This is a genomic window from Melaminivora alkalimesophila (assembly GCF_000282995.1).
Lineage (GTDB): Bacteria > Pseudomonadota > Gammaproteobacteria > Burkholderiales > Burkholderiaceae_C > Melaminivora > Melaminivora alkalimesophila.
The window spans coordinates 1-836 of the sequence record NZ_ALEE01000746.1; the positions used below are offsets into that span (position 1 = coordinate 1).

The window sequence follows — 836 nt, forward strand, 5'->3', positions numbered from 1 at the left end:
GCCCCGCCACGACACGGCGGACGGGGCGGCCCCAGGCCCCGACATGCTGTCCGTGGTCGGCACCTCGGCCGGTGCCGCTGCAGGGGCGGCAGCAGGCGCCAAGGCAGGCGCGCTGGTCGATCTGGGCCTGGGCGGCCTGACGCTGGGCGCCGGAACCGCCGTGGGCGCCCTGCTCGGCGGCGTCGGCGCCTGGGCACTGCGCGCACGCCAGCGGCGCGGCAGCCTCCAGGAAACCCGGCGCGCCCTGGTGGAGGCCGCCTGCCTGCATTACCTTGCGCTCGCCCACCAGGCGCGGTTGCCACAGGGCGTCGATCCGATGCTCGCTGCCCGCTGGCAGGCCCTGGTCTCCGACGCCATCGCTGCCCGCTGGCCGGTGCTGCTGGACGCACTGGACGGCGCCGCCCCTGCGCCCGATCCCCTGCAGGCCCACCTGACCGAGTGCCTGGAGGCGCTGCTCTCTAAGCTGCCGCTCGAAGCGCCTGGCAAACCCGGCGGCACCGCGCCCTATTCCCCTTCCACCACGTAGCGCGAGACCACCGGCGGCGCCTCGGCCACGTGAAAGGCGAAGCGCCGATCCCGCAGCGCCACATCCGAGGCCGTCACGCGCTCGAAGCGGCGCAGGTGCTCGGTCCAGGACTCGTCCACGATCCGCTCGACGTAGCGGCGCGGATCCTCAATGTCGTGCTGCAGCTCCCACGACAGCGCCCCGGCGCGCAGGCGTGCCCGCCGGCTTTCCTGCATGACGGCGCGAAACTCCGCCGCCCGCGCCGGGTTGATGACGTATTCGATGGTGGTCACCAGGCGCAGCCCCGTGGCCGGCGGGGTCTGCGCCTGCG

Annotated in this window: 2 protein-coding genes; one reads left to right on the forward strand and one right to left on the reverse strand. The window is 74.6% G+C overall.

Annotated features, from left to right (window positions below; translation table 11 throughout):
* Positions 1-526: DUF3482 domain-containing protein (locus A612_RS14435; protein WP_040437085.1), on the forward strand; the 526-nt coding region annotated here is incomplete at its 5' end.
* Here the strand turns inward: A612_RS14435 and A612_RS14440 are convergent.
* The coding region (locus tag A612_RS14440; protein WP_040437086.1) for an MFS transporter at positions 505-836 on the reverse strand (332 nt) is incomplete at its 5' end. The genes A612_RS14435 and A612_RS14440 overlap by 22 nt on opposite strands.